24 protein-coding genes are annotated in these 19,165 nt (G+C 59.5%); 11 read left to right on the top strand and 13 right to left on the bottom strand.

Translation table 11 applies throughout. The annotated features are described in order from the left end of the window. The first annotated feature begins 4 nt into the window (after positions 1-4). Entirely contained in the window at positions 5-679 is a 675-nt protein-coding gene (locus AC0Z8Z_RS02170; RefSeq protein ID WP_065992060.1) for a bifunctional 4-hydroxy-2-oxoglutarate aldolase/2-dehydro-3-deoxy-phosphogluconate aldolase, read from the top strand. Between the two features lie 345 nt (positions 680-1,024). Here AC0Z8Z_RS02170 and AC0Z8Z_RS02165 read toward each other — a convergent pair whose 3' ends face one another. Both AC0Z8Z_RS02165 and AC0Z8Z_RS02160 read right to left on the bottom strand, forming a co-directional pair. After that, positions 1,025-2,230, bottom strand: coding sequence for an aminotransferase class V-fold PLP-dependent enzyme (locus tag AC0Z8Z_RS02165; protein ID WP_485617644.1), 1,206 nt, complete (start codon positions 2,228-2,230; stop codon positions 1,025-1,027). 28 nt (positions 2,231-2,258) lie between these two features. Next, entirely contained in the window at positions 2,259-2,522 is a 264-nt protein-coding gene (locus AC0Z8Z_RS02160; protein WP_122535899.1) for a DUF3820 family protein, read from the bottom strand. A 232-nt stretch (positions 2,523-2,754) separates the two neighbouring features. Here AC0Z8Z_RS02160 and AC0Z8Z_RS02155 point away from each other — a divergent pair, with 232 nt between their 5' ends. Further along, positions 2,755-3,228, top strand: coding sequence for a PA2169 family four-helix-bundle protein (locus AC0Z8Z_RS02155; protein WP_485617641.1), 474 nt, complete (start codon positions 2,755-2,757; stop codon positions 3,226-3,228). A 43-nt stretch (positions 3,229-3,271) separates the two neighbouring features. Here AC0Z8Z_RS02155 and AC0Z8Z_RS02150 read toward each other — a convergent pair whose 3' ends face one another. From AC0Z8Z_RS02150 to AC0Z8Z_RS02100, 11 genes are all read right to left on the bottom strand, one after another. After that, entirely contained in the window at positions 3,272-4,801 is a 1,530-nt protein-coding gene (locus AC0Z8Z_RS02150) for a sensor domain-containing diguanylate cyclase (protein WP_485617640.1), read from the bottom strand. Between the two features lie 45 nt (positions 4,802-4,846). Continuing rightward, complete coding sequence (locus AC0Z8Z_RS02145; RefSeq protein WP_122535902.1) at positions 4,847-5,119, bottom strand: HPr family phosphocarrier protein; 273 nt, start codon at positions 5,117-5,119, stop codon at positions 4,847-4,849. Between the two features lie 16 nt (positions 5,120-5,135). Continuing rightward, positions 5,136-5,993 carry an RNase adapter RapZ gene (gene rapZ / locus AC0Z8Z_RS02140; RefSeq protein ID WP_122535903.1) on the bottom strand — a complete coding sequence of 286 codons (858 nt, stop codon included), beginning with the start codon at positions 5,991-5,993 and terminating at the stop codon, positions 5,136-5,138. 2 nt (positions 5,994-5,995) lie between these two features. After that, the gene (ptsN, locus tag AC0Z8Z_RS02135; RefSeq protein WP_172609603.1) at positions 5,996-6,460 is read right to left on the bottom strand and encodes a PTS IIA-like nitrogen regulatory protein PtsN; all 465 of its coding nucleotides are present in this window, start codon (positions 6,458-6,460) and stop codon (positions 5,996-5,998) included. Between the two features lie 12 nt (positions 6,461-6,472). After that, complete coding sequence (gene hpf / locus AC0Z8Z_RS02130; RefSeq protein WP_037014798.1) at positions 6,473-6,781, bottom strand: ribosome hibernation-promoting factor, HPF/YfiA family; 309 nt, start codon at positions 6,779-6,781, stop codon at positions 6,473-6,475. A 76-nt stretch (positions 6,782-6,857) separates the two neighbouring features. After that, on the bottom strand, positions 6,858-8,351 hold the full coding sequence (locus AC0Z8Z_RS02125; RefSeq protein ID WP_122622499.1) for an RNA polymerase factor sigma-54: 1,494 nt from the start codon (positions 8,349-8,351) through the stop codon (positions 6,858-6,860). 189 nt (positions 8,352-8,540) lie between these two features. Continuing rightward, positions 8,541-9,266 (bottom strand): LPS export ABC transporter ATP-binding protein, encoded by a 726-nt coding sequence (gene lptB, locus AC0Z8Z_RS02120; protein WP_074884367.1) that lies wholly within the window; start codon positions 9,264-9,266, stop codon positions 8,541-8,543. Next, a complete protein-coding gene (gene lptA / locus AC0Z8Z_RS02115; protein WP_485617637.1) occupies positions 9,266-9,808 on the bottom strand; it encodes a lipopolysaccharide transport periplasmic protein LptA in 543 nt (180 codons plus the stop codon). Before lptA ends, lptB begins: the two co-directional genes overlap by 1 nt. After that, positions 9,795-10,367, bottom strand: a complete 573-nt coding sequence (gene lptC / locus AC0Z8Z_RS02110) for an LPS export ABC transporter periplasmic protein LptC (protein WP_037014789.1) — start codon at positions 10,365-10,367, stop codon at positions 9,795-9,797. Before lptC ends, lptA begins: the two co-directional genes overlap by 14 nt. A gap of 10 nt (positions 10,368-10,377) precedes the next feature. Further along, the gene (gene kdsC / locus AC0Z8Z_RS02105; protein WP_172609601.1) at positions 10,378-10,911 is read right to left on the bottom strand and encodes a 3-deoxy-manno-octulosonate-8-phosphatase KdsC; all 534 of its coding nucleotides are present in this window, start codon (positions 10,909-10,911) and stop codon (positions 10,378-10,380) included. After that, positions 10,912-11,886 carry a KpsF/GutQ family sugar-phosphate isomerase gene (locus AC0Z8Z_RS02100; protein ID WP_485617636.1) on the bottom strand — a complete coding sequence of 325 codons (975 nt, stop codon included), beginning with the start codon at positions 11,884-11,886 and terminating at the stop codon, positions 10,912-10,914. It abuts the gene before it with no gap. Positions 11,887-12,194: 308 nt separating this feature from the next. Here AC0Z8Z_RS02100 and AC0Z8Z_RS02095 point away from each other — a divergent pair, with 308 nt between their 5' ends. The 9 genes from AC0Z8Z_RS02095 to hisD all read left to right on the top strand — a co-directional run bounded on the left by AC0Z8Z_RS02095 (position 12,195) and on the right by hisD (position 19,163). Next, positions 12,195-13,004, top strand: a complete 810-nt coding sequence (locus tag AC0Z8Z_RS02095) for an ATP-binding cassette domain-containing protein (RefSeq protein WP_122535907.1) — start codon at positions 12,195-12,197, stop codon at positions 13,002-13,004. Further along, complete coding sequence (gene mlaE / locus AC0Z8Z_RS02090; RefSeq protein WP_122535908.1) at positions 13,004-13,801, top strand: lipid asymmetry maintenance ABC transporter permease subunit MlaE; 798 nt, start codon at positions 13,004-13,006, stop codon at positions 13,799-13,801. The genes AC0Z8Z_RS02095 and mlaE overlap by 1 nt, the downstream gene beginning before the upstream one ends. After that, positions 13,801-14,268, top strand: a complete 468-nt coding sequence (mlaD, locus tag AC0Z8Z_RS02085; protein WP_485617635.1) for an outer membrane lipid asymmetry maintenance protein MlaD — start codon at positions 13,801-13,803, stop codon at positions 14,266-14,268. The genes mlaE and mlaD overlap by 1 nt, the downstream gene beginning before the upstream one ends. Before the next feature lie 11 nt (positions 14,269-14,279). Continuing rightward, positions 14,280-14,933 (top strand): MlaC/ttg2D family ABC transporter substrate-binding protein, encoded by a 654-nt coding sequence (locus AC0Z8Z_RS02080; RefSeq protein ID WP_037014772.1) that lies wholly within the window; start codon positions 14,280-14,282, stop codon positions 14,931-14,933. Beyond that, the gene (locus AC0Z8Z_RS02075; RefSeq protein WP_485617633.1) at positions 14,930-15,235 is read left to right on the top strand and encodes an STAS domain-containing protein; all 306 of its coding nucleotides are present in this window, start codon (positions 14,930-14,932) and stop codon (positions 15,233-15,235) included. Before AC0Z8Z_RS02080 ends, AC0Z8Z_RS02075 begins: the two co-directional genes overlap by 4 nt. 114 nt (positions 15,236-15,349) lie before the next feature. Further along, complete coding sequence (locus tag AC0Z8Z_RS02070; RefSeq protein WP_065992095.1) at positions 15,350-15,589, top strand: BolA family protein; 240 nt, start codon at positions 15,350-15,352, stop codon at positions 15,587-15,589. A gap of 23 nt (positions 15,590-15,612) precedes the next feature. Continuing rightward, complete coding sequence (gene murA, locus AC0Z8Z_RS02065) at positions 15,613-16,878, top strand: UDP-N-acetylglucosamine 1-carboxyvinyltransferase (RefSeq protein WP_122536135.1); 1,266 nt, start codon at positions 15,613-15,615, stop codon at positions 16,876-16,878. A 164-nt stretch (positions 16,879-17,042) separates the two neighbouring features. Further along, a complete protein-coding gene (gene hisG, locus AC0Z8Z_RS02060; RefSeq protein ID WP_065992096.1) occupies positions 17,043-17,678 on the top strand; it encodes an ATP phosphoribosyltransferase in 636 nt (211 codons plus the stop codon). A gap of 156 nt (positions 17,679-17,834) precedes the next feature. Further along, positions 17,835-19,163, top strand: coding sequence for a histidinol dehydrogenase (gene hisD, locus AC0Z8Z_RS02055; RefSeq protein WP_485617630.1), 1,329 nt, complete (start codon positions 17,835-17,837; stop codon positions 19,161-19,163). The last annotated feature ends 2 nt before the right edge of the window (positions 19,164-19,165 follow it).

Raw genomic sequence — 19,165 nt, 5'->3', positions numbered from 1 at the left:
CGCCATGGAAAATACCCAAGTGAAACAGCCGTTGAATAGCATGGCGAGCAAGATTGCCCAGATCGACGCACTCTGCGCAAAAGCGAAGATTCTGCCGGTCATTACCATTGCCCGCGAACAGGATGTCCTGCCGCTGGCCGATGCCCTGGCGGCTGGCGGCCTGAATGCGCTGGAAATTACCCTGCGCTCCGAGTTCGGCCTCAAAGCCATTCGCATGCTGCGTGACGCGCGTCCAGAGCTGAGCGTTGGCGCCGGCACCATTCTCGACCGCCACATGCTCAAGGCGGCCGAGGAAGCGGGTTCACAGTTCATCGTCACCCCGGGCAGCACTCAAGACCTGCTTGAAGCCGCCGCACTAAGCGAATTGCCGCTGCTGCCAGGCATCAGTAGCGCTTCGGAAATCATGATCGGTTACGCGCTGGGCTATCGTCGCTTCAAGCTGTTTCCGGCGGAAATCAGTGGCGGTGTCGGTGCAATCAAAGCGCTGGGAGGCCCATTCCCGGAAGTGCGCTTCTGCCCAACCGGCGGCGTCAGTGCGGCCAACCTGAAAAACTACATGGCGCTGCCCAACGTGATGTGCGTCGGTGGCACATGGATGATCGATAACGCGTGGGTGAAGAACGGCGACTGGCAGCGGATTACCGACGCCACTGCCGAAGCGATCGCGTTGTTCGACTGATTCAGGATTCGCCGGTCATGCGCACGCTTAGACAGCCTCCGTTCAAGTGGGGGCTGGTTAACTGCCGAGCATGATCCGTTTATGGCGCCCCTTGGGGCGTTGCTGCAGAAGTCGTTGTTGCATGGCTTTTTTACGGTGTTCCTTGGTCGGGAACGCCGTTTTTTTTGCGCTGTTTATACGCAATACATATGTACCGCACAGGCCCAGGCAGCAGCGTTTATCTTTGCCGCTCCTTTGTAGTTCGTTTCTCGATGGATTTACGGCGCCTTCGTCATGGAGGCGCCGTCTTTTTTTCCGCGGGCTTACCGAAGGCTTTGATCCGGCGCAGCCACTCGGGAGCAGAGCCTAAGCCAGCGCCCGGAGTGCTGCCACCAACTGGTCAACGTCCTTTGCCGACGTGGTGAATCCCGGCGTGATACGAATACACGTCCCGCAGGCCGCGCCTTCCCGCGTCACCGCAAAAATACCGTACTCATCGAGCAGTCGCTTGACCATGAGTTCCTGATCCGCGTGACGGCTGAACCGGAAAGACGTGATGCCGCAATAAAGCCTGGGGTCGTCTGGGGTCAACACGTCGATGCCATCGATGGTGCGCGCTTGAGTCACCCACAGGTCTCGCAGGTAGGCCAAACGTGCGCCTTTGGCCGGTGCGCCGCCCATGGCGCGATGCTCGGCGAATACTTTGGGCAGGGTCATCAATGCCGGAATATTCGGCGTCCCGTAAGGCACGCGCCCAAGGATGTCGTCCGCACCGTAGCGCTCGTCTGCCATGTCGGGATCGATGGCGCTCAGGCGGTCCTGCTTCACATAAATGAAGCCCAGGCTCAGCGGCGCGCCAATCCATTTCTGCAGGTTGAAGCCGGCGAACGACACGCCAAGGTCAGCCAGTTCGAAATCCAGCAGGCCCAAGGCATGGGCGCCATCCAGAATGACCTCGATGCCGTGGGCGTTGGCCAGCTCGGCGATGGCCTTCACCGGCATTACCAGCCCGGTCCGGTGGGTGACGTAAGTCAGCGCCACCAGCTTGAGCCGTGGATGTGCGGCAAAGGCGTCGCGGTAAGTTTGCAGCAGCGCATCATGGCTCGCAGGGTGCTGATGAGTGACCTCAATCACTTCCACGCCACGGTTTTTCGCCAGCCAGCGCATGCCGGTCTGTACGCTGTTGTAATCCAGGTCGCTGACCAGCACCTGGTCGCCTGCCACGAGCCCGTTGTAGTTGCGAATCAGCGCTTGCACCGACTCCGAGGCGGAACGGGTGAGGGCGACTTCGCGGACGGGTACGTTCAGCAGATCGGCAAGGTCGGCGCGAATGATCTCGCTGTCGTCGGTATCGAACTTCTGCCGCACGTAGACCGAGTTGCTGCGATTGACGTAAGCGAGGTTCTGCTCGTAATCCTTGAGTGCCGCGCGGGTCATGCGGCCAAAATAGCCGTATTCGAAATTGACCGGCCCAGGCTCCACGTCGTACTGCGCCGCGACCTGCTGCCAGAACCCTTCGTCCCGAGCCTGTTCATCCGCCAAATCCGTTATTGCGTATGCAGTGCTGTTCATCACGCGGCTCGCTTTTATCAATGGACGTTTAGTTGAAGCGTATCGGGGCTTTTGAGGGACCTGGACGCAAAGGCTCGCGAGGTCGGGTGCGCAGGGGGTCCAGCAGTGCCGAGAGACCGTTGTGATCAATCTCGTGCATGAGTGCCAGCAGGCTGCCCAGTTCCCCGGCGGGAAATCCCTGGCGGGCGAACCAGTTCAGGTAGTCCCCAGGCAGATCTGCCAGCAACCGACCTTGATACTTGCCGAACGGCATGTCGCGGGTGACCAACAGCTTGAGTTTTTCTGGATTCATTCAGAAACCGCTTATCCGTTCGAGTGAACCTGAAAGATACGTGCATTCTGCAATTGCTCAAACACACAGATCATGCATAAAGCGCGGCGCAACTGTCGCTTGATATTGTTAACCCATTGAAAAATATAGTTATTTCCTGCCGTAAAAAGCTGGCATGCACAATGCAATATCCCCTCTATCGAGTGTTTCATTAACTAAACCTTTGATAAACCTGCCAGAAAGGAACCGCAAAATGTCGGATATCAACAAAGAAGCCATCTCTATTCTGAATGACTTGATCGAGACCAGCATTGACGGTGAGAAAGGTTTTCACACTGCCGCTGAAGACGCCAAGAACCCGGAAATCAAGGCTTACCTGCTTTCGCGTTCTTCCGGCTGCAAGACTTCCGTCGCCGAACTTCAGGCTGAAGTCCGTGCTCTGGGCGGTAACCCAGAAGATTCGTCCAGCATCGCTGGCGGCGCACACCGTCTTTGGGTCAACCTGAAAAGCGCTTTGAGCGGCAAGAACGACGAAGCGGTCCTGAACGAAGTCGAAAGGGGCGAAGACCAAGCCCTGAAGGCTTACAAAAAAGCCGCACAGGAAGCGACTGAGAAGAAACTGCCAGTCAATGTGACCACCCTGATCCAGCGTCAGCTGCAGGGCGTGCAAGCGAACCACGACAAGGTCAAAGCCCTGCGTGACACCGTTCGTGCTGCCAACAAGTAATTTGCAGTAGGTTCGAAAAAACGCCAGCCAGTCTGGCGTTTTTTTATGTCTGCAGTTCGGTGGAAGGCGGGTCGTACGCTCCGACTTCTACCCGATTTCTGCCATTTCTTTTGGCGCGGTACAGAGCCCGGTCAGCGGCTTGAAACAGCGCCCCTGGCAAGTCGTGGGTCACCGGCAGATGCGTGGCGACGCCGATGCTCACGGTGATGGGCGCTGTGTCATTGGCGAACGGCGGCAGCGCTTCGATTGCCAGACGCAGCTTTTCTGCGATAACGCAGGCACCTGCCTTGTCGGTCTCCGGTAGCACTACCATGAATTCCTCACCGCCGTAGCGCGCGGCCAGGTCACCCGGCCTGCGAATGCTGGCAGCCAGCGTCTGGGCAACACTGCGCAAGGCGACGTCGCCGCCATGATGCCCATGGCGGTCATTGAACGCCTTGAAGTGGTCTACGTCGATCATCAGGAGTGCCAAAGGTCGCCCTGACCGTATTCCGCGCGCCCATTCCTGGGCGAGCGCCTGATCCAGCTTGCGGCGATTGGCCAAACCCGTCAGCCCATCAGTGGACGCCAGGCCAGCCAGTTCGCGCTCGGCGTTCTGGCGCAGGCGCAGTTGGCGACCCAACAGCCACGACAGCGAAAGGATGCCGATACACAGCAAACCGGTGGCGCCCGCCACAAGCAGGGCATTGCGCTTCCACACGGCGTAGACATCATCTTGGGATTGAGCGACCACGACGATCAATGGCAGATCCCCGACCCGTGAGAACGTGTACAGCCGCTTGGCGCCGTCGAGTTCGGACACGGCGGCAAAGCTGCCGTTGACCTCGTCCAGGATGCGTTTGAAGTTGGGGCGCATACTGAAGTTCTGGCCGACAAAGGTGCGATTGTTTTCATCGGGTTGGCGGGCGAGCAGCACGCCATCTGCGCTGAGCAAGTTGACGGTGCTGGTGGGGCCGATGTCCAGCGTGCGAAACAGCTGGTTAAAATACGACAGGCGCATTGATGCACTGGCGATGCCGACGAACTGGCCGGTGTCGGAGGGGAGACGCCGACTGAAACTGATGCACAGGTCCTTGAAGCCCCAGCGCGACAGGAACGGTCCATCTACCACCAGCGCCAGCGAGCTGCTCTCCCGGTGTTTTTGAAAGCCTGGCCGATCGGAAAAGTTGTCCAGCCGAGGCGTCAGAGAAGTGGAATCGGCGACGATGCGCCCGGTCTCATCGAGCAGCACCAGATCGCCCTTGTAGGGCGCGGCCGTAGCCCGGTCGAACAGCACCAACTGCCGTAACTCCGGCGAAATCGTCATGACATCGGGTCGTCGCCATGCAGCGATCAGGCCCTGAAGAGAGGTGTCGTACAACTCGGCGTTACGCTGCACATCCGCATCGATCAACTGAACCACGTTGTTCGCCGAGCGCACGGCGGCTTCGTTGGCGGTGCCCAGCTCCCGAAACAATAACCAGGTGACGATGGCCAGGATGGCTCCCACCGCCAGGGCGCTGCCCAGCATCAGCATCTTCTCGGACCCTGATCTGATCCCTCGCGCTAATGGAGGCATGGCTGTCAGTGGCATCGATCATCTCTGACGGGGAAGGAAAGCGTCGTGCAGCGGTAAGGCTTATTCGCCTTCGTCAAACTTGTTGTTGATCAGTTCTACCAGCCCGGCCAGGGCGGCATCGGCTTCGTCACCTTCGGTGGCCAGGTGGATCAGGGTGCCCTTGCCGGCGGCGAGCATCATGACGGCCATGATGCTTTTGCCATCGACCATGGTTTCCGGCGTGCGGCCGACCCTGATCTGACACGGGTACTTGCCGGCGACACCCACGAATTTGGCGGCGGCCCGGGCGTGCAGACCCAGCTTGTTGATGATGGTGATTTCTAGAGCGGGCATCGCGAGGGAGGTCCTTTCAGCTTAGGTCGCGGTGGCGGACCTGAACATTCTTGAGCGATTGCTGCAGCACCTGACCCAGACGTTCAGTCAGGTAGACAGAGCGGTGGTGTCCGCCGGTGCAGCCAATGGCAATCGTGACGTAGGCGCGATTGCTGGCGGCGAAGCGCGGCAACCACTTGTTGAGGTACGAAAAGATGTCCTGGAACATTTCCTCGACGTCCGGTTGAGCGGCGAGGTAATCGGCCACCGGCTTGTCGAGGCCCGACTGCTCACGCAGTTCGGGCTTCCAGTACGGGTTCGGCAGGCAGCGCACGTCGAACACCAGATCGGCGTCAACGGGCATGCCACGCTTGAAGCCAAAGGATTCGATGAGGAAGGCAGTGCCCGGCTCGGGTTTGTTCAGCAGGCGCAATTTGAGGATGTCGCGCAACTGATAGAGATTCAGGTGCGTGGTGTCGACCGTCAGATCAGCCAGATCGATGATCGGACCCAGCAGGGTTTTCTCGTCACGGATCGCTTCGGCCAGCGAGCGCGTCGCCGTGCTCAGCGGATGACGGCGACGGGTCTCGGAAAAACGCTTGAGCAGGGTAGGTTCATCTGCATCGAGGAACAGCACGTCGCACTGGATGTGCCGGGCGCGCACCTCGGCGAGCATGCGCGGAAATCGCGTCAGGTGACTGGGCAGGTTGCGTGCGTCGATCGAGACCGCTAGCAGCGGCTCAGCCAGTTCGCTGTTGATCAGCGCGCGTTCGGCCAGCTCCGGTAGCAGGCCGGCAGGCAGATTGTCGACGCAGTAGAAACCGCTGTCTTCAAGGACATCAAGGGCCGTGCTCTTGCCGGAGCCGGAGCGGCCGCTGACGATGATCATGCGCATGGTCAGTGACCGTTCTGGACGTCGAGCACGACGTTGTAGAGCTCTTCGTCGGTTTTGGCGCCGCGCAGGCGCTTACGCGCATCGTCACGGTCGAGCATGCTGGCGATCTGGCGCAGGAGTTCCAGATGAGCATCAGTGGCCGCTTCCGGGACCAGCAGCACAAACAGCAGGTCAACCGGTGCGCCGTCGATGGCGTCGAAATCGATGGGCTTTTCCAGATGGAGTACGGCGCTAACAGGCGTTGAACAGCCCTTCAGCCGACAGTGGGGAATGGCGATGCCATTACCGAATCCGGTGGAACCGAGCTTTTCACGGGCAATGAGGCTTTCAAACACGACCTGCTCATCCAGATCAGGCACTTGCGTGCCGATCATTTTGGCGATGCTTTGGAGTACGGCTTTTTTGCTGCCGCCTGGCACGTTCACGAGTGAACGGCCAGGGGTCAGGATATTTTCAAGTCGGATCATGGGTGGGGAGTGTCAGCGAGCAGTCGCGCCTTGCAGCAGACTTTGCTGTTTTTCCTTATGTTTTTTGAGTTGGCGGTCAAGCTTGTCGGCAAGCAGGTCAATGGCTGCATACATGTCGTCGTGTTCGGCGTTGGCAACCACTTCAGCGCCAGGAACGTGCAAGGTGGCTTCGATTTTCTGCTTGAGCTTCTCGACCTCCATGGTGACCTGCACATTCGTGATCTTGTCAAAGTGGCGCTCCAATCGGGCGAGTTTCTCGCCGATGTAGGTACGCAGAGGTTCAGTCACTTCCAGCTGGTGTCCACTGATGTTGACTTGCATACAGCTTCTCCTTCGTTGCCAGTGCATTAAGAGGCAGGCGTGATGCCTGCCACTGGAACGCTTTGACGTGTGACCTTTACATCAGTCGCTTGCGTTCGCTGGACGGCGAGATCCCGAGGGATTCGCGGTACTTGGCGACTGTGCGACGGGCCACTTGAATGCCTTGTGCTTCCAGTAAACCAGCGATCTTGCTGTCACTCAACGGCTTTTTCTGATTTTCCGCAGCGACCAGTTTTTTGATGATCGCGCGAATCGCCGTGGACGAGCATTCGCCGCCTTCCGAGGTGCTGACGTGGCTGGAAAAGAAATATTTGAGCTCGTAGATCCCGCGCGGCGTGTGCATGAACTTCTGCGTGGTCACCCGGGAAATCGTCGATTCGTGCATGCCAACCGCTTCAGCAATGTCATGCAGAACCAGCGGCTTCATGGCCTCGTCGCCGTACTCCAGAAAGCCGCGCTGGTGTTCGACGATCTGCGTGGCCACCTTCATCAGCGTCTCGTTGCGGCTCTGCAGGCTCTTGATGAACCAGCGCGCCTCTTGCAGTTGATTGCGCATGAACGTGTTGTCGGCACTGGTATCGGCGCGACGCACAAAGCCTGCATATTGCGGATTGACCCGCAGGCGCGGCACGGATTCCTGGTTCAGCTCCACCAACCAGCGCTCGTTGTCCTTGCGCACGATGACGTCAGGTACGACGTATTCGGGTTCGCTGGATTCGATCTGCGAGCCCGGGCGCGGGTTGAGGCTCTGGACCAGCTCGATGACCTGGCGCAGGTCGTCTTCCTTGAGCTTCATGCGGCGCATCAGTTGCGCGTAGTCGCGGCTGCCCAACAGATCGATGTACTCGCTGACCAGCTTCTGCGCTTCTGCCAGCCACTTGGTTTTGGCCGGCAACTGGCGAAGTTGCAGCAGCAGGCATTCGCTCAGGTTGCGAGCGCCGATGCCCGCAGGCTCGAACTGCTGGATGCGGTGCAGAACGGCTTCGATTTCGTCCAGCTCGATATCGAGCTCGGGATCGAACGCGTCGAGCAATTCGTCGAGTGTTTCGTCGAGGTAGCCCTGGTTGTTGATGCAGTCGATCAGGGTCACGGCGATCAGGCGATCGGTGTCCGACATCGGCGCCAGGTTGAGCTGCCAGAGCAGGTGGCTTTGCAGGCTCTCGCCAACGGAGGTGCGGGTGGTGAAATCCCACTCGTCATCATCATTGCTGGGCAGGCTGCTGGCGCTGGTCTGATAGACGTCTTCCCACGCCGTGTCGACCGGCAGTTCGTTGGGGATGCGCTCGTTCCAGTCACCCTCATCCAGATTGTCGACGGTAGGCGCCGACTCCTGATAAGTGGGTTCCTGAACGTCAGCGTTGGGCTTTTGCTCTACGTTATCGGCCAAGGGGTCGGCGTTGTCGAAATCGTCGCCTTCCTCCTGCCGTTCCAGCATCGGGTTCGACTCCAGCGCCTCCTGAATTTCCTGTTGGAGATCCAGCGTCGACAACTGAAGCAAGCGGATTGCCTGTTGCAGCTGAGGTGTCATCGTCAGCTGCTGGCCCATTCTCAAGACTAGCGAAGGTTTCATGGCAGGGCTTAACACCTTATTCGCCGGCGCACTGCGCGCCATTTACTACCAGGGCGCCGAGGGCGCCAACTTAAGCAAATTATATGCCTGAAGCTGGAGGGTTTGCCTAGAGTGTGATGACAATTAAAAAACGAGGTCGGCGATGGCATCCGTTATGGGAGGGCGCACGACCTCATGTCATCACTGCGGTTACAGGCGGAACTCGTGACCCAGATACACTTCCTTGACCAACTGGTTGGCCAGGATGGACTCGGCGTCGCCTTCGGCAATCAGCTGGCCATCGTTGACGATGTAGGCGGTTTCGCAGATATCCAGCGTTTCACGCACGTTGTGGTCAGTGATCAGCACGCCGATCCCTTTGGCCTTGAGGTGGTGAATGATCTGCTTGATGTCGCCTACGGAAATAGGGTCAACACCGGCAAACGGTTCGTCGAGCAGAATGAATTTCGGCGAAGTGGCAAGGGCGCGTGCAATTTCCACACGGCGGCGTTCACCGCCCGACAGGCTCATGCCCAGGTTGTCGCGGATGTGGGTGATGTGGAATTCCTGCAGCAGGCTTTCCAGCTCTTTGCGGCGGGCCGCGCGATCAAGCTCCTTGCGGGTCTCGAGGATCGCCATGATGTTGTCCGAGACGGAGAGCTTGCGAAAGATCGACGCTTCCTGTGGCAGGTAGCCAATACCGGCACGGGCGCGGCCATGCATCGGCTGGTGGCTGACGTCCTGGTCGTCGATCAGCACGCGACCCTGATCCGCCTGAACCAGGCCGACGATCATGTAGAAGCAGGTGGTCTTGCCAGCGCCGTTGGGGCCGAGCAGGCCTACGATCTGGCCGCTCTCGATGGACAGGCTGACGTCACGTACGACCTGGCGGCTTTTATAGGCTTTGGCCAGGTGTTGGGCTTTCAGCGTTGCCATTACTGGGCCTTCTGCTGGTCGGTTTTCTTTTTCGGCTGGATGACCATGTCGATGCGAGGGCGTGGTGCGGTGACCTTGGTGCCGTTGGCGCGGCCGGCGTTCACGACCTGCTTGACGGTGTCATAGACAATTTTCTCGCCTTCGGACGTGTTGCCGTCGTTGACCACTTTGGCTTTGTCGATCAGCACGATGCGGTTCTGCGCCGCGAAGTATTGAATAGTGACACCCCAGGCCTGAACGATCGGCTTGTCCACCGATGGCTTCTGCTCGTAGTAGGCCAGGTTGCCCACGGACGTGAACACGTCCACGTCGCCTTGCGGTGTGCGGGTGATGGTCACAGTGTTGCCGGTGATCTTCATCGTGCCCTGGGTGATGATGACATTGCCTTTGTAAGTGGCGATGCCTTGCTTGTCGTCCAGCTGCGCGTCATCCGACTGGATGTGGATGGGTTGATCGCGATCCGTCGGCAGAGACCAGGCGCTCGCGCTTCCCAGTGCTGCGCTCAGGCCGAGCAAAAAAGGAAGGGTTTTAACGAGCCTCATACTGTCCTCTTACGTTGGATAGCAGGTTCATCCTGCTTTCTTTCAGATACGCTTTCATACCCGTGCCGGTCGTTACACCGCCAAGGCCGTCGATTCTAACGGGTTGGGCAGTCTCCGCATATTGCTTCTGCGGGAATACAGTCATGCGGCTGCTGGTGATGATAGTGGTGCGGTTCTTTTCGTCGGTGCGGTTGATGCGCACCGAGTCGATCAGCTCGACGTGATCACCGCCCGGCGACACCTCGGCACGAACGCTCTGTACATGCCAGGGGAAGGTCGAACCTCGATACATCTGCAGCACCGGCGTAGTCATCAGGGTGACGTCGGTGGCTTTCAGGTGCTCGACCTTGTCGGCGGTCATGTCGTACTGCATGGTCCCGTCGGGCAGGTACTGAATGCTGTGGGCGTTGGTCGCATAGTAATCGACAGCGCTTTCATCCACGGCAGCCTTGGGTTGATCGAGGAAGCTTTCCGGACTGATGTTCCAGTAGCCGACCGCTGCCAGCAGCAGAGCCAGCACCCCGAACAGCAGAAATGTTCGAAACTTTTTGCTCAGCATAAATGCACTTCTATAGGTAGGCGGCGTGAGCCGCTTCGAGGTTACCCTGAGCTTTCAGGATCAACTCGCAGAATTCGCGGGCAGCGCCTTCGCCGCCACGTGCCTGGGTGGTGCCATGGGCATGCTCGCGGACGAAGCCGGCAGCGTTGGCAACCGCCATGCCCAGACCGACCCGGCGAATGACCGGCAGATCAGGCAAATCGTCACCCAGATACGCGACCTGCTCGTAGCTTAGATTCAGTTGCTGCAAAAGCTCATCAAGGACCACGAGTTTGTCTTCGCGGCCCTGATAAAGATGTGCGATGCCGAGGTTCTTCGCCCGCCGCTCAACCACGGGGGTCTTGCGTCCGCTGATGATGGCGGTGGTAACGCCCGAGTTGATGAGCATCTTGATGCCCTGGCCATCGAGCGTGTTGAACGTCTTGAATTCGCTACCGTCTTCGAGGAAATACAGGCGCCCATCGGTGAGCACGCCATCGACATCGAAGATCGCCAGTTTGATGTTCTTGCCGCGTTGCATCAGGTCATTCATATCGGCGCTCATTTACATGACTCCTGCGCGGAGCAGGTCTTGAAGGTTGAACGCGCCAACAGGGCGATCGTTCTCGTCGACCACGATGAGTGCGCCGATCTTGTTGTCTTCCATGATTTTCAAGGCTTCGGCCGCAAGCATCTCCGGGCGCACGGTCTTGCCGTGGACGGTCATCACTTCATCGATGCTGGCCTGGCGTATGTCGATCGGGCGATCCAGGGTGCGACGCAAATCACCGTCCGTGAAGATACCGGCAAGGCGGCCATCGCTCTCGACGATGGCAGTCATGCCCAGCCCCTTGCGGGTCATTTCCATCAGCGAATCGCGAAGCGGCGTGCCCCGTGCAACCTGCGGGAGGTCGACGCCAGTGTGCATGACATGCTCGACCTTCAACAGCAGCCGGCGACCCAGCGCACCGCCCGGGTGGGAAAAGGCGAAGTCTTCGGCGGTGAAGCCTCTGGCGTCCAGCAGCGCAACGGCCAGGGCGTCGCCCATGACCAGCGCCGCCGTGGTGGAGGAGGTGGGCGCCAGATTCAGCGGGCAGGCTTCTTTTTCGACCCGCGCATTGAGGTTGACGTCTGCGGCCCTGGCCAGCGTTGACTCCGGGTTGCCGGTCAGGCTGATCATCTTGATGCCCAGGCGCTTGATCAACGGCAGCAATGTGACGATCTCGGCTGTCGTACCCGAATTGGACAGGGCCAGGATGATGTCAGCGCTGGTGATCATGCCCATGTCGCCGTGGCTGGCCTCGGCCGGGTGCACGAAAAACGAAGGGGTGCCGGTGCTGGCGAGGGTGGCGGCGATCTTCTTGCCGATATGCCCTGACTTGCCCATGCCTACCACGACCACGCGGCCCTGACTGCCCAGAATCATGTCGCACGCGTTGACGAAATCGGCATCTATATGCGCAAGCAAACCTTCCACAGCTTCTATTTCAAGGCGGATGGTGCTCTGTGCCGATTCAATCAGATTGCGCGCAGTGGACATATCGGAAGGGGTCGCATGGTGAAAGGCCGGGGATTATAGCGGCAATGTTCAAAAGCCTCACGCTTCATCGTTGCTGTTTGTTTAATGAACGGAGACGTCCTTCAGCAGCAGCGTGATAAAGGCTGGCGGTGGGTACGAAAATTCCACACCGTCCTTAATACCCTTCTTTGTTTGCGACTTGACACGTTGGAGCTTGGGCGGCGTGCGACAGCGGTGGTATAGTCCGCCGCTTGTTCGGCCCCTCCAAAAGTGTGTCGTTCGTCAAGAACGCGGCATCTGAGAGACAGGTTGCATCGCAAGGAGTTTAGATGAGTGCCGATAACGCCTACGCGGTCGAGCTGAAGGGCGTTTCCTTCAAGCGCGGTGCGCGCAGCATCTTCAATAATGTGGACATCCGCATCCCCCGGGGCAAAGTCACCGGCATCATGGGGCCGTCGGGCAGTGGTAAAACCACCCTGCTGCGATTGATGGGCGCACAACTGCGTCCAAGCGCAGGTGAAGTCTGGGTCAATGGCCAGAACTTGCCGAAGCTTTCGCGCAGCGATCTTTTCGATGCGCGCAAGCAGATGGGCGTGCTCTTTCAGAGCGGCGCGCTGTTCACCGACCTCGACGTTTTCGAAAACGTGGCGTTCCCGCTGCGGGTTCACACCAAGCTGCCTGAAGACATGATCCGCGACATCGTCCTGCTGAAACTGCAGGCGGTCGGGCTTCGTGGCGCCGTCGACCTGATGCCTGACGAATTGTCGGGTGGCATGAAACGCCGTGTAGCGCTGGCGCGCGCCATCGCGCTGGACCCCCAGATCCTCATGTATGACGAACCCTTCGTCGGCCAGGACCCGATCGCCATGGGCGTGCTGGTTCGTCTGATCCGGCTGCTGAACGATGCGCTCGGCATCACCAGTATCGTGGTGTCCCACGACCTCGCCGAGACTGCCAGCATCGCCGACTACCTCTATGTCGTGGGTGACGGTCAGGTGCTGGGGCAGGGCACGCCGCAGGAACTGATGGAGTCGGATAACCCTCGTATACGTCAGTTCATGACGGGTGATCCCGACGGGCCGGTGCCTTTCCATTACCCGGCGCCGGATTATCGCGACGATCTTTTGGGGAAGCGCTGATGCGCAGAAAGTCTTTAATGGATCGCGTACGCCTGATGGGGCGTTCGGCGATCGATATTGTTGCAGTGCTGGGTCGTTCAGGGATTTTTCTGGTTCATGCGTTGCTTGGGCGCGGCGGAATCGGCGGCGGTTTTCAGCTGCTGGTTCGTCAGCTGCACTCTGTGGGCGTCATGTCCCTGGCCATTATTGTCGTGTCCGGCGTGTTCATCGGCATGGTACTGGCGTTGCAAGGCTTCAGCATTCTTGCCAAGTATGGCTCTGAACAGGCTGTGGGGCAGATGGTTGCCCTGACGCTGCTGCGTGAACTAGGGCCGGTGGTTACTGCTCTATTGTTCGCCGGTCGTGCGGGCTCTGCTCTGACCGCTGAAATCGGCAACATGAAATCCACCGAGCAGCTGTCCAGCCTCGAGATGATCGGCGTTGACCCGCTCAAATACATCGTTGCGCCGCGTCTGTGGGCCGGCTTCATCTCGCTGCCGGTACTGGCACTGATTTTCAGTGTGGTCGGTATCTGGGGTGGTTCGTGGGTGGCGGTTGACTGGCTGGGCGTCTACGAAGGCTCCTTCTGGGCCAACATGCAGAACAGCGTTTCGTTTTCCGATGATGTACTCAACGGTGTCATCAAGAGCGTCGTGTTCGCTTTTGTCGTCACCTGGATTGCCGTGTTCCAGGGCTACGACTGCGAGCCCACGTCCGAAGGGATCAGTCGCGCCACGACCAAGACCGTGGTCTACGCCTCGTTGGCCGTACTGGGCCTGGACTTTATTATGACCGCCTTGATGTTTGGAGACTTCTGATGCAAAACCGCACCCTCGAAACCGGTGTAGGCCTGTTTCTGCTGGCCGGGATCCTGGCTTTGCTCCTGCTCGCCCTGCGCGTCAGCGGTCTGAGCGCCAGCGCCACCAACGACAGTTATAAACTTTATGCAAATTTCGACAATATCGCCGGTTTGACTGTCAGAGCGAAAGTGACCATGGCCGGTGTGACCATCGGCAAGGTCACTGCAATCGATCTGGATCACGATACCTTCACCGGTCGTGTGACGATGGAAGTGGATAAGCGGGTCAACAACCTGCCTTCGGATTCCACCGCTTCCATCCTGACCGCAGGCCTGCTGGGTGAAAAATACGTCGGCATCAGTGTCGGTGGCGATGACCAGCTGTTGAAAGACGGCGGCACCATCCATGACACCCAGTCCTCGTTGGTACTCGAAGACCTGATCGGTAAATTCCTGCTCAATTCAGTGGGCAAAGACGCCAAATGAGGAGTTTTTTCATGATCTCGATTCTGCGCCGTGGCCTTCTGGTGCTACTGGCCGCCCTGCCTTTGTTCGCCAACGCAGCAGCGTCCGATTCCGCCCACGATCTGGTTGATCGCACCACCAAACAATTGTTGGCCGATCTGTCCGCCAACAAGGAAACCTACAAGTCCAATCCCCAAGCCTTTTACGACGCACTTAACGGCATCGTTGGCCCTGTCATCGACGCTGACGGCATCTCCAAAAGCATCATGACCGTGAAGTATTCGCGCAACGCCACCCCGGCGCAGATGCAACGCTTCCAGGAAAACTTCAAGCGCAGCCTGATCCAGTTCTATGGCAACGCGCTGCTCGAGTACAACAACCAGGGCATCACGGTTTCTCCGGCCAAGCAGGAAGCGGCTGATCGCACGTCCGTTGACATGTCCGTCAAGGGCAACAACGGCGCGGTTTACCCTGTTTCCTACACCCTCGTCAAAATCGGCGGTGAATGGAAAGTGCGGAACGTGATCATCAACGGCATCAACATCGGCAAGCTGTTCCGCGATCAGTTCGCTGACGCCATGCAGCGCAACGGTAACAACCTGGACAAAACCATTGACGGTTGGGCTGGCGAAGTTGCCAAGGCCAAGGAGACCTCCGAAGCCTCCAGCGACAAGGTCGTCAAATGAGTCAAGCGTCCGTCACTGCCGCTGGCGCCGGAGAGCTGATGCTCTCCGGCGTGATCGACTATCGGACCGGCCCGGCCTTGCGTGAGCAGGGTGCGGCGCTGATCAAGTCAAATACCGCAGCGCCCCTGACACTGGATTGCTCCGGCGTCGAAAAGTCCAGCAGTGTCGGCCTGGCTTTGCTTCTTGCGTTCATGCGTGATGCGCAGGCCGCTGGCAAGTCAGTCACCGTCCGGGCGTTGCCTGAAGACATGCAGGAAATCGCCAAAGTCTCTGAGCTGACCGAGCTGTTGCAGCATCATTAATTGCTTTCATCGATCAAGCCCCTCGTCCGGCCCCTGCAAAGTAGGGTTCGCAACGAGAGGGCTTTTTTGTATGATGGCCGACCCGCGCGCGTAGGGCGCCGATAGAGGTTAAGCATGCAGGCCGTAGAAGTTAAAAGCTTCCTGGAAGCTAAGTTGCCAGATATCCAGGTCGAAGTTGAGGGCGAAGGCTGCAATTTCCAGCTGAACGTAATCAGCGATGAACTGGCCGCACTGAGCCCGGTCAAGCGCCAGCAGCAGATCTACACGCATTTGAACCCATGGATCGCCGATGGCAGCATCCACGCGGTCACCATGAAATTTTTCAGCCGCGCTGCATGGGCCGAGCGCACCTGAGCCAACACGGCGTCGAGATTCCAATGGATAAACTGATTATTACTGGCGGCATTCGTCTTGACGGCGAAATCCGCATCTCCGGGGCGAAAAACTCCGCCCTGCCGATTCTCGCAGCCACGCTGCTGGCTGATGGTCCTGTGACCGTCGCCAACCTGCCGCACCTGCACGACATCACTACCATGATCGAGCTGTTCGGTCGCATGGGCATCGAGCCGATCATCGACGAGAAGCTCAGCGTCGAAATCGACCCGCGCACCATCAAGACCCTGGTCGCTCCGTACGAGCTGGTGAAAACCATGCGTGCGTCGATCCTCGTGCTGGGCCCTATGGTTGCCCGTTTCGGTGAAGCCGAAGTGGCGCTGCCTGGCGGTTGCGCCATTGGTTCACGTCCGGTCGATCTGCACATCCGTGGTCTGGAAGCCATGGGCGCGGTCATCGACGTCGAAGGCGGCTACATCAAGGCCAAGGCGCCGGAAGGCGGCCTGCGTGGCGCGAACTTCTTCTTCGACACCGTCAGCGTGACCGGTACCGAGAACATCATGATGGCTGCTGCACTGGCCAACGGCCGCAGCGTCCTGCAAAACGCCGCCCGTGAGCCTGAAGTCGTCGACCTGGCGAACTTCATCAACGCCATGGGCGGTAAAGTCTCTGGCGCCGGCACCGACACCATCACCATCGATGGCGTCAAGCGTCTGGGTTCAGCGACCTATCGCGTCATGCCCGACCGTATCGAAACCGGCACCTATCTGGTGGCCGCGGCGGCAACCGGCGGCCGTGTGAAACTCAAGGACACCGACCCGACGATTCTCGAAGCCGTACTCGAGAAGCTGCGCGAATCCGGCGCCGAGATCACCACCGGCAAGGACTGGATCGAGCTGAACATGCACGGCAAACGTCCGAAAGCGGTCAACGTGCGCACTGCGCCGTACCCGGCTTTCCCGACCGACATGCAGGCGCAGTTCATCTCGCTGAACGCCATCGCCGAAGGCACCGGTGCGGTCATCGAGACCATCTTCGAAAACCGCTTCATGCACGTGTATGAAATGCACCGCATGGGCGCGCAGATTCAGGTCGAAGGCAACACCGCGATCGTCACCGGCTGCACCAAGCTCAAGGGCGCGCCAGTGATGGCGACCGACCTGCGTGCTTCGGCGAGCCTGGTCATTTCGGCGCTGGTTGCCGAAGGCGATACGCTGATCGACCGTATCTACCACATCGACCGTGGTTACGAGTGCATCGAAGAAAAACTGCAGATGCTGGGCGCGAAGATCCGTCGCGTTCCGGGCTAGTCAGCTGCTGCGCGTTCGCCCGGGTCAATGTCATCGACGCGGGCGACGTGTCTGGCCATCGCGCCAAGACTTTCTGATTCGTTTCACTCCGGCTCCTTGAGCCGGAGGTTGTCGGGCGCCAGTCGCGACCCGGCACGCGCTGCTGATAAGGACTGACGTTTCCCATGTTGACCATCGCACTGTCCAAGGGCCGTATCCTCGACGACACTTTGCCGCTGCTCGCTGCTGCGGGCATCGTGCCGACCGAGAATCCGGACAAGAGCCGCAAGCTGATCATCCCCACGACCCAGGCCGACGTGCGCTTGCTGATCGTGCGTGCCACCGACGTGCCGACCTATGTCGAGCATGGCGCTGCGGATCTCGGCGTCGCAGGCAAGGACGTGCTGATGGAGTACGGCGGTCAGGGGCTGTATGAGCCGCTTGACCTGCAAATCGCGCAGTGCAAGCTGATGACTGCAGGCGCAGTTGGCGCCGTCGAACCCAAGGGGCGGCTGCGCGTTGCAACCAAGTTCGTCAATGTTGCCAAGCGCTACTACGCCGAACAGGGCCGTCAGGTCGACATCATCAAACTGTACGGCTCCATGGAGCTCGCGCCGCTGGTGGGTCTGGCCGACAAGATCATCGACGTCGTCGACACCGGTAACACGCTGCGTGCCAACGGCCTCGAACCCCAGGACATGATTGCCCACATCAGCTCGCGTCTGGTGGTGAACAAGGCGTCCATGAAAATGCAGCACGCCCGCATTCAGTCGCTGATCGACACCCTGCGCACCGCCGTGGAGTCGCGACACCGCGGTTGACTGTATCGCGTGACCCTCAATGGGATCACGCCCAGCTATCCGTGTCATAGCCAAATTTCTCAGGTGCCCGCGCGGATGGCTTGCTAGCTTAGGCATCTGCCTATCCTTGCAACTGAAATCGCCACCTGAGAAATCGCCATTATTGAGGCCCACGCTATGACCACTCCCAACGCTATTCGCCGACTCAACGCTGCCGATCCGGACTTTGCCCGTCATCTGGATCATCTGCTGAGCTGGGAAAGTGTGTCTGACGACTCGGTCAATGAGCGTGTGCTGGACATCATCAAGAACGTGCGTGAGCGCGGCGATGCGGCGCTGGTGGAGTACACCCGCCGTTTCGACGGCCTGGACGTGGCGTCGATGGCGGACCTGATCCTGCCGCGCGAGCGTTTGGAGCTGGCACTGACCCGCATCACGCCCGCCCAGCGCCAAGCCCTCGAGAAAGCAGCTGACCGTGTGCGCAGTTACCACGAGCGGCAGAAGCAGGATTCCTGGAGCTACACCGAAGCTGACGGCACCGTGCTCGGCCAGAAGGTCACTCCGCTGGATCGCGCCGGGCTTTACGTCCCGGGCGGTAAAGCGTCTTACCCGTCTTCGGTGTTGATGAACGCCATTCCGGCCAAAGTCGCCGGCGTAGGCGAGGTGGTCATGGTCGTGCCAACCCCGCGCGGTGAGCTCAACGAGCTGGTACTGGCGGCGGCCTGCATCGCCGGCGTCGATCGCGTGTTCACCATCGGCGGCGCGCAGGCGGTTGCGGCGCTGGCGTATGGCACTGAAAGCGTCCCGAAGGTGGACAAGGTTGTGGGCCCGGGCAACATCTATGTGGCCACTGCCAAGCGTCACGTTTTTGGTCAGGTGGGCATCGACATGATCGCCGGCCCGTCGGAGATTCTGGTGGTGTGCGACGGCCAGACCGACCCGGACTGGATCGCCATGGACCTGTTCTCCCAGGCCGAGCACGACGAAGACGCCCAGGCGATTCTGGTTAGCCCCGACGCCGACTTCCTCGACCGCGTCGCGGCCAGCATCGCCAAATTGATGCCGACGATGGAGCGCGCGGAAATTATCCAGACCTCGATCAATGGCCGTGGCGCCTTGATCGAAGTGGCCGACATGGCCCAGGCCATCGAAGTCGCCAATCGCATCGCGCCGGAACACCTGGAGTTGTCAGTGGCTGATCCTGAGGCATGGCTGCCGCAGATTCGCCACGCCGGCGCGATCTTCATGGGCCGCCACACGTCCGAAGCGCTGGGCGACTACTGCGCCGGTCCCAACCACGTGTTGCCTACGTCGGGCACCGCGCGATTCTCCTCGCCCTTGGGCGTGTACGATTTCCAGAAACGCTCATCGATCATTTTCTGCTCGGAGCAGGGTGCGTCCGAACTGGGCAAAACCGCCTCGGTGCTGGCACGCGGCGAGTCATTGACCGCCCACGCCCGCAGCGCCGAATACCGCATCGTCGACACCGAACAAGAGGGCAACTGAAC

The organism is Pseudomonas sp. 1L-C-7-B-C1, assembly GCF_057291635.1.
The sequence above is the reverse complement of the archived record's forward strand: the minus strand, read 5'-3'. Positions and strand labels throughout refer to the sequence as shown.